The following is a 6,915-nucleotide window of genomic DNA, read 5'->3' as shown; positions in this document are numbered from 1 at the left end:
ATTTCATCCCCATGTCTGAAGCCAGGGGCTTTCATGCTCCGATTTTCGGTAATTTCTTGTTTAAGGCCTCTCGTAATGTCTTCGACATAAGGACTGGCTGCAGAAATAGCGGCCATTTGCCCAAGCAGAATAATAGTCGCCCAGAGACTCGACTGATGGGGAAAATCTACATGAACCCATTGACCAGCATCCCGTAGAGTTAGAAGGTAGCGTCTGCCATCTAGAATGTCGGTACCGCTGGGATTGATATCCCCGTTGTTGACTAAGTTCCAGGTGTCAAGATCCGTCATGTAGTCAAGTCCTTCTCTGGGGTAGAGGGAGGTTTGAAGGATGGGTTGATTGCCAAAGTTAAAGTCTTTCAGTAAAAATTGAGAAACGTGAGGCCCCACTTGGCATCCTTCATAAGGACCTCGGAAGATGTTTTGCGGGGTTACTTCAAAACCAAACTGATCAGCAAAATCCAAGGCATTGAGATCGTCGCAAGCTTCTTTAATCAATAAGCTTTTTTCGTACTGATCAAAGCGTACGTCCCGACACAATGCCATCCAATAGCGTTCTACCATATCAATGGCTGTATTCCGACTGTCAAAAGCCGGCGCAGCTGCCATACGGGCCCCGTTGGAATCATTACCGATCAGTTGGAATGCATAAGCGTTGAGGGGGTTAACTAGTAAACGTTCTCCCCCTCCTAAAATTACATTTTCAAACTCTGCTTGGGTTCCTGTTGAGATCGCCTTTAAAAGAGATTGAAAGGAATCACAGTCAACAAGACCATTCTCATCGTGTTTTAAGGTTTTGGTAAAAGAACCAAACCCGGCTAAATTAAAGTCTTGCCCTCTTGCTTTAATCGACCTATTGTTAAACCCTTCTCGATCTCCATTTGTTTCGGGTTGTTCTGTTATGAATTCAGCGGCAGATCTTTTAAGCCTCTCGATAAGAATTTTTTCTGCTTCTGATCTACGGGAATCAAAATCCCTGTTTTGTGGTGTTTCTTGAGACATCATTCAATTTCCTGAATTTAAAACCCGTTTTTAATAACGGGAGCTTACTATTAAAAATCTTACTACCAAGAATTATGAAGATTATCTTGTTATTTGAAAAAGTTCACAAATATAAGATATAAAACACATTACTTTAATTTACTTATTAATCAAATTCAACTCAAAATAAAGGTCTATTCAAAAGACATTCCTAGGAAAATTATAGAAGGTACAAATAATACGAAATAATCTTAATGACTTAAATACTTAGGACACTAACAACTCACTTCTTTTTAGTGGAAAAACCTGCTTGTCAATCTTTTTGAACAAAACTTTACATTTTTGTAATAATTTGTTACATTTAGGTTGTAGCAAGTCTCCACATAAAATTCTATGATTCCTATTCCAGAACCCATTAAGATTAAGTCTGACGTTTCCGCTCTCAAGCAACGCCTTGATTGGGGTGAACCTGCTTTAACCATCATCGATGCTAGAAGCAGAGAAGCTTTCAACAACAACCATATCACTGGTGCTATTTCTTTCCCCGTAGGTGAATTAGTGAATAGAGCTTTAATGAACCTTGAACTTATCCGTGACATTTACGTTTACGGTGGAAACGAGAAAGAGACTGCTACGGCTGCCAATAAACTTCGTGATGCCGGCTATGAAAACGTTGCCGAATTAGTAGGCGGTTTTGAATCGTGGAAAGCTGCCGGTTATCCCGTCGAAGGATAATCGACAACACATTAGTTTAGACTGGAGTCTATCTCCATACTTTTAAGGATAACCTACCCTGGATTATTGGTCTGGGGTAGGTTATTGCTTTTAGAATTGATTCGTTTAGCAGTACGTAAAATTTGCCCGGCTAGAATAGCTGCCCCAAAACCATTATCAATATTAACCACGCCGATACCGGTAGCGCAGGAATTTAACATAGTTAACAAAGGAGCAACCCCACCAAAACTAGTCCCATAGCCAACACTGGTGGGAACACCAATAACTGGACAGTCCACCATCCCTGCCACCACACTAGGTAAAGCACCTTCCATCCCTGCCACGACAATAATCACATCTGCCGCATTTAATAATTCTCGGTGACTCAATAAACGATGAATTCCTGCAACCCCCACGTCCCAGAGTTTTTGGGTTTGAAAGCCACACAACTGAGCCGTGATGGCAGCTTCTTCAGCCACTGGTAAATCTGCTGTACCTGCCGTCAGAATAGAAATTACGCCCAGTCCCTGAGAAGGAATTTGAGCGGTTTGTAAGGCGCAAATACGAGCAGTGGGGTAATAAGTTAGAGAAGGTATCTCTGCTTCTAATTGTTCTGCGATCGCAGTTTCGATACGAGTAGCCATCACCACGGGAGAATGGGAGGCCATAGTGGTCATAATTTGTATGATTTGCTCTGGAGTTTTTCCCGGTCCCCAAATAACTTCAGGAAACCCGGTTCTAAGGTGACGATGATGGTCAACTTTTGCAAAGTTCCCCACCGATTCAAAGTTAAAGTTTTTTAGTTGTTCTAAAGCAGTTTCGGTACTTATTTCTCCTCTGGAGACACCTTTGAGGAGTTCTTGTAGCGCATCAGGGTTCATTCAGTCTATGGCAGTTTTTATACTTGTGGGGGATAGTGAACAGTGGCCAGTGACGAGTGATAACTGGCAATAAATAAAAAGGGTTAAGAAAATACTTTCCTAACCCTACTAATTAACGCCTGACCCCTAATAATTAATTAGGTTGCAGGGAATAAACTCGCTGGTTGTTTTTGCGATAAAAAGCGTTCATTGACAACCTCTTGGAAGGCGGTTAAATCACTTTGCCAATCATCGATTCCTTTTTGTAACTTAGCTATCACTTCTTGAGGATTAGCTGCGGCCAAATTATAGTTAAAGTTTCCAGCAAATAACAAAGCAGGGATAGTAGATTTATCCGGCATTTGAATTTTAGCCTCATTAATGTTTAGGCTAAACTGACAACGATCTAGTTGATACAATAGGTTTAAACCAGCTTGTACAGGTGTCTTGCCGTAATTTTGCCAGTCACCAGGAGACAAGAGATTTTGTGTAATAAAGTTTCTTGCACCTTGACTATCACCTGGGAAGGGGACTAAGCTTTTGGGAGTAATAGATAGTCCTTGATAAGCTGCGTTAGCAAGTTTTTCTACATATTGACGAGCAACTTTAGGGATATTTAATTCATCAGGAGTTTTTGCCCCTAAAGACTCCATAAAGGTAATGGTGCGAGGTTGAGCAACGATACTGACACCATTCTGGAAGGTAACTTGTGAAAGATTTTGTCCTAAAACTGGCTTCTTAGCTAATTCCCAGTCATTAGGAACAATTCCTGTTTGCTTGAGAAACTCTTGAGAGAGCATGGTGGGATTAAGATTTTTAGCCGAAATAGCGATGGCTAATTCTTGAATTTCCCGAATTTCTAGGGGTTTCTTTTGCGTTTGATCAGATGGAGTTGCCATGATAATTCCCTTAATGGTTTCTAAATGCGCTACCAAAATCTGGCTATTCTCAGTTTAGGGGTTAAGGGGCCTCTATGTTTTTTTTTGATTAAAAAACGTTACAGTTAAATTTCCGCTACTGCTCTCTCTATTAGTCGTCTAGCTAAAGTTTGGGTTCCTGTATGTTCATAATAGTTGGTTGTCATGTCTAAAAAGGCTGCAACATAATCCAGTTTGTCTTCTGAATACTCGATAAAGTTGCTTAAGCGATCAAATAGTCCTTGAGGAGTGACATTTTTTTCTTCGACAAATCCTGACATCCATCCCTTAACAGAGTCAAAACTTTCTCCGATAAAATTTAGTTGATTACTGGTTTTATTGCCGGGAATGCCTTCTTTGATATTCTTAAAAGTGCTATTCTTTTCCAATTCTTGGGGAGAAAGATCGTTAAGACTCGATTCAATTTTCATGATAAAATCTGGACCAAGGGGGATTAAACCATCTAAACAAACTAATGCGGCCATTCTCATCAAAGATTCTCCGCTATAATCCCCCAAAGAACCAACAAAATCCCCAATACTGTCCCCAGGAATACCATTAATCTGACAAAACGCTACTAACTCTGTCACTAATTTTAAGCATAAATCGATGGCTTGAGCTTTATCAGGGTTGGGAGTAATGCGGTTTAAAAAGCCCAAAAAGGAGACTTTTTCGCCGATTTTATTGGCTAAAGCTGCCGCTCCTAAGGCACTATCGCTACTATCGATAGTTTGGTATAACCAGAGGGCCCGTTGGTATCCTTGGGATTTATCATTGAATAGGTACACTGCGCGATTACCGATTTGTTGGATCATGTCCTCGTCGGTTTCTCCAGTAACAGTGCGAATGGTATTCTCAAACCCCACCAAGTTATTCCATTCTCCAGGAACCACATAATCCAAGGTTTTCAAGACTTTGATGGTCATGTTGTCGGTGGGTAATTGATCTACAATCTCATAAATTGGTTTACTCATAGTAGGTTCTAGAGAAAATTTAACAGATGACACAACTGTATCTTATCCGTCATGGGATTGCGGTAGAAAGAAGTAATTTAATTAATGATGAGGCGCGTCCTTTGACAGAGTTGGGAAGAGAGAAAACTGAGAAAGTTGCACGACGGTTGAAGAAAATCAAGATTAGTTTTGATATTATTTTAACGAGTCCCCTGCTCAGAGCAACCCAGACTGCTAAAATATTACACAAGGCTGGTTTAAGCAATAAATTGGTAGAATCTAGCCATCTTTCCCCTGGTGGAAGTCTTCATTGTTGGATCGATTGGTGGATAGATTCTGAGTATCATCACCACAAAAGCACCGTTGCTCTGGTTGGACATCAACCCAACTTAGGCAACTGGGGGGAAGCACTAATTTGGGGGGATAATCAGGGTAGTTTAGTGCTTAAGAAAGCTGGCATAATAGGGTTAGAATTGCCAACATCCATCAACCCAAATGGCAACAGTGAACTTTTTCTGTTGACATCCCCGAAGTTTTTTATTTAGAGAGCGGGAGACGCGATTCGAACGCGCGACATTCACCTTGGCAAGGTGACGCTCTACCACTGAGCTACACCCGCATCTTTCGACACTACACTATAGTGTTACATAGAATCATAACAATGTCAAGTTTAAAGTAGAAGAACCACGACGTTGATCTAACCATTGTTGCAAAATAATAGTGGCAGCCAGGCGATCGACTAAACCCTTGTTGTGGCGAGAATATTTTTTTTGAGCCTTTAATTTAGCTTCTGCTTCAATGGAGGTAAGTCGTTCATCGATGTATTCTACGGGCAGTTCTAGGGCTTTGGAGATACGTTTAGCAAATTTTTGTACTTGTAAAGCCTGAAAACCGATGCTTCCGTCCATACAGTAGGGAAGACCAATCACCAATAATTGAGCGTCTCTTTCTCTGACCAATCCTTGTAACTGTTGTACATCTTGGGGAAAGGATTTACGTTCAATAGTGGTTAAACCGGTGGCAATCAAACCTGTTCCGTCGCATCCTGCTACCCCAATACGTTTTTTACCCACATCTAACCCTAGTGCAGAAACTCGCTCCATAATTGATCAATACTCAGATATTTTTAACTCCATTTTAAACTAAATCATCTTCGGTAATCAGTAGATGATTTTAGATAACAATGTTGATATTTTAGTAATGATTGCTCAAATATCTGTCGAAAGTTTGAGGTTATGTCTATATCGTGTTAATAAAACTATCTTTAATTGACACGGTATTTTCCTGATATTATCAGCGATTTGCATCATAGTTAAATTCTATTTTTTCCTAATACTGGATTGCTAATTATTTCTACTAATTTATTTAAAGTATTTTCTAAATATTTCTTTTGACAAGCTTGGCGTTGGATTTTTCCACTGGAAGTCTTGGGAAGACTAGCAGTTCTGATTAAAACAATATCATATATAGATATGTCATGTTCTTTCATAACAGCTTGGCAAATATCACCCACAACTTGGTCAATATCTAGTCTTTTTCTATAGCTTCGTTTCACCTCCTGCACAATAATTAGTTTTTCAATGCCATCAATAGATACAGAAAAAGCCACACCACTATTTTCTAGCAAAGCAATATTACTTCTAGCTACTGTTTCTTCAATATCTTGGGGGTAATAATTTTCACCTTTAATGATGAGAATATCTTTCAAACGGCCTGTAATAAACAATTCTCCATCTTTGATAAATCCTAAATCCCCTGTCCGTAAAAAAGGCCCTTGTTTCCCAACGTAAGCATTAAAAGTATGGTGAGTTTCTTGGTCTAAATTCCAATAACCTTGAGCAATACTTTCACCACAAACCCAAATTTCCCCTACTTCGTCAGGGAAACAAGGTTTTAAAGACTGAGGATTAACAATAATAATCTCTGTATCTAATCTAGAATAACCACAACTGATAAATTGTTTACTTTTTATAGTTGTTTCTGTGGCTTCCTTGACCTTATTTTGTCCTAATGCTTCTGTGTCTAGTTGACATACAGTTGCTGGTTTATTTCTATATCCACCTGCAACCATTAATGTTGATTCAGCTAAACCATAACAAGGATAAAAAAAGTTCGTTTGAAACCCATAAATTTCAAAAGCTTGTCTGAATTGCTCTAAGGTTTTAAATCGTAAAGGTTCAGCACCATTATAAGCAGTTTCCCAAACACTTAAATCTAGTTTTTTTCGTTGATCAAGGGAAATTTTCTTAACACATAAATCATAACAAAAATTAGGACCTCCACTATGAGTAACACCATAATCAGAAATCGCTTTTAACCAATTAATAGGTCTTCCCAAAAAAGCGATCGGTGGCATTAAAATTCCTAAAATACCGCTATAAATTGGTTCTAAAATACCATCAATTAATCCCATATCATGAAAGTGAGGCAACCAACTAGGAAGCTTCTCAAAAAGTCTGGGGGGACTCGCCGAAAGTTAGGGGACAAAGAT

7 protein-coding genes, 1 tRNA gene and 1 pseudogene are annotated in these 6,915 nt (G+C 39.4%); 2 read left to right on the top strand and 7 right to left on the bottom strand.

Features of this window, described 5'->3' with window-relative positions; all coding sequences use genetic code 11:
- Positions 1–1,004 (bottom strand): annotated as a pseudogene (locus P9B04_RS11635) (phosphatidic acid phosphatase); the annotation flags it as partial.
- Between the two features lie 369 nt (positions 1,005–1,373).
- On the opposite strand from P9B04_RS11635, the gene P9B04_RS11630 reads away from it, so the two are divergent.
- Positions 1,374–1,715, top strand: a complete 342-nt coding sequence (locus P9B04_RS11630; RefSeq protein ID WP_342055153.1) for a rhodanese-like domain-containing protein — start codon at positions 1,374–1,376, stop codon at positions 1,713–1,715.
- 53 nt (positions 1,716–1,768) lie between these two features.
- Here the strand turns inward: P9B04_RS11630 and larB are convergent, their stop codons facing one another.
- From larB to P9B04_RS11615, 3 genes are all read right to left on the bottom strand, one after another.
- Positions 1,769–2,575, bottom strand: coding sequence for a nickel pincer cofactor biosynthesis protein LarB (gene larB, locus P9B04_RS11625; protein WP_342055152.1), 807 nt, complete (start codon positions 2,573–2,575; stop codon positions 1,769–1,771).
- Positions 2,576–2,712: 137 nt separating this feature from the next.
- Complete coding sequence (locus P9B04_RS11620) at positions 2,713–3,453, bottom strand: hypothetical protein (protein WP_342055151.1); 741 nt, start codon at positions 3,451–3,453, stop codon at positions 2,713–2,715.
- Between the two features lie 104 nt (positions 3,454–3,557).
- Positions 3,558–4,445: a hypothetical protein gene (locus P9B04_RS11615; protein WP_342055150.1), complete on the bottom strand. Its 888-nt coding sequence runs from the start codon at positions 4,443–4,445 to the stop codon at positions 3,558–3,560.
- Between the two features lie 26 nt (positions 4,446–4,471).
- Here P9B04_RS11615 and sixA point away from each other — a divergent pair, with 26 nt between their 5' ends.
- Positions 4,472–4,969 carry a phosphohistidine phosphatase SixA gene (sixA, locus tag P9B04_RS11610; protein WP_342055149.1) on the top strand — a complete coding sequence of 166 codons (498 nt, stop codon included), beginning with the start codon at positions 4,472–4,474 and terminating at the stop codon, positions 4,967–4,969.
- A 2-nt stretch (positions 4,970–4,971) separates the two neighbouring features.
- Here the strand turns inward: sixA and P9B04_RS11605 are convergent.
- The 3 genes from P9B04_RS11605 to P9B04_RS11595 all read right to left on the bottom strand — a co-directional run bounded on the left by P9B04_RS11605 (position 4,972) and on the right by P9B04_RS11595 (position 6,855).
- Positions 4,972–5,043: transfer RNA gene (locus P9B04_RS11605), tRNA-Gly, on the bottom strand.
- 34 nt (positions 5,044–5,077) lie between these two features.
- The gene (gene ruvX / locus P9B04_RS11600) at positions 5,078–5,527 is read right to left on the bottom strand and encodes a Holliday junction resolvase RuvX (RefSeq protein ID WP_342055148.1); all 450 of its coding nucleotides are present in this window, start codon (positions 5,525–5,527) and stop codon (positions 5,078–5,080) included.
- Between the two features lie 209 nt (positions 5,528–5,736).
- Complete coding sequence (locus tag P9B04_RS11595; RefSeq protein WP_342055147.1) at positions 5,737–6,855, bottom strand: AMP-binding protein; 1,119 nt, start codon at positions 6,853–6,855, stop codon at positions 5,737–5,739.
- Positions 6,856–6,915: the final 60 nt, after the last annotated feature.

This window comes from Crocosphaera sp. Alani8 (assembly GCF_038442745.1).
In the GTDB taxonomy this organism is placed as follows: domain Bacteria; phylum Cyanobacteriota; class Cyanobacteriia; order Cyanobacteriales; family Microcystaceae; genus Crocosphaera.
Note: the sequence above shows the minus strand (reverse complement) of the source record. Positions and strands in the feature narration are given on the sequence as shown.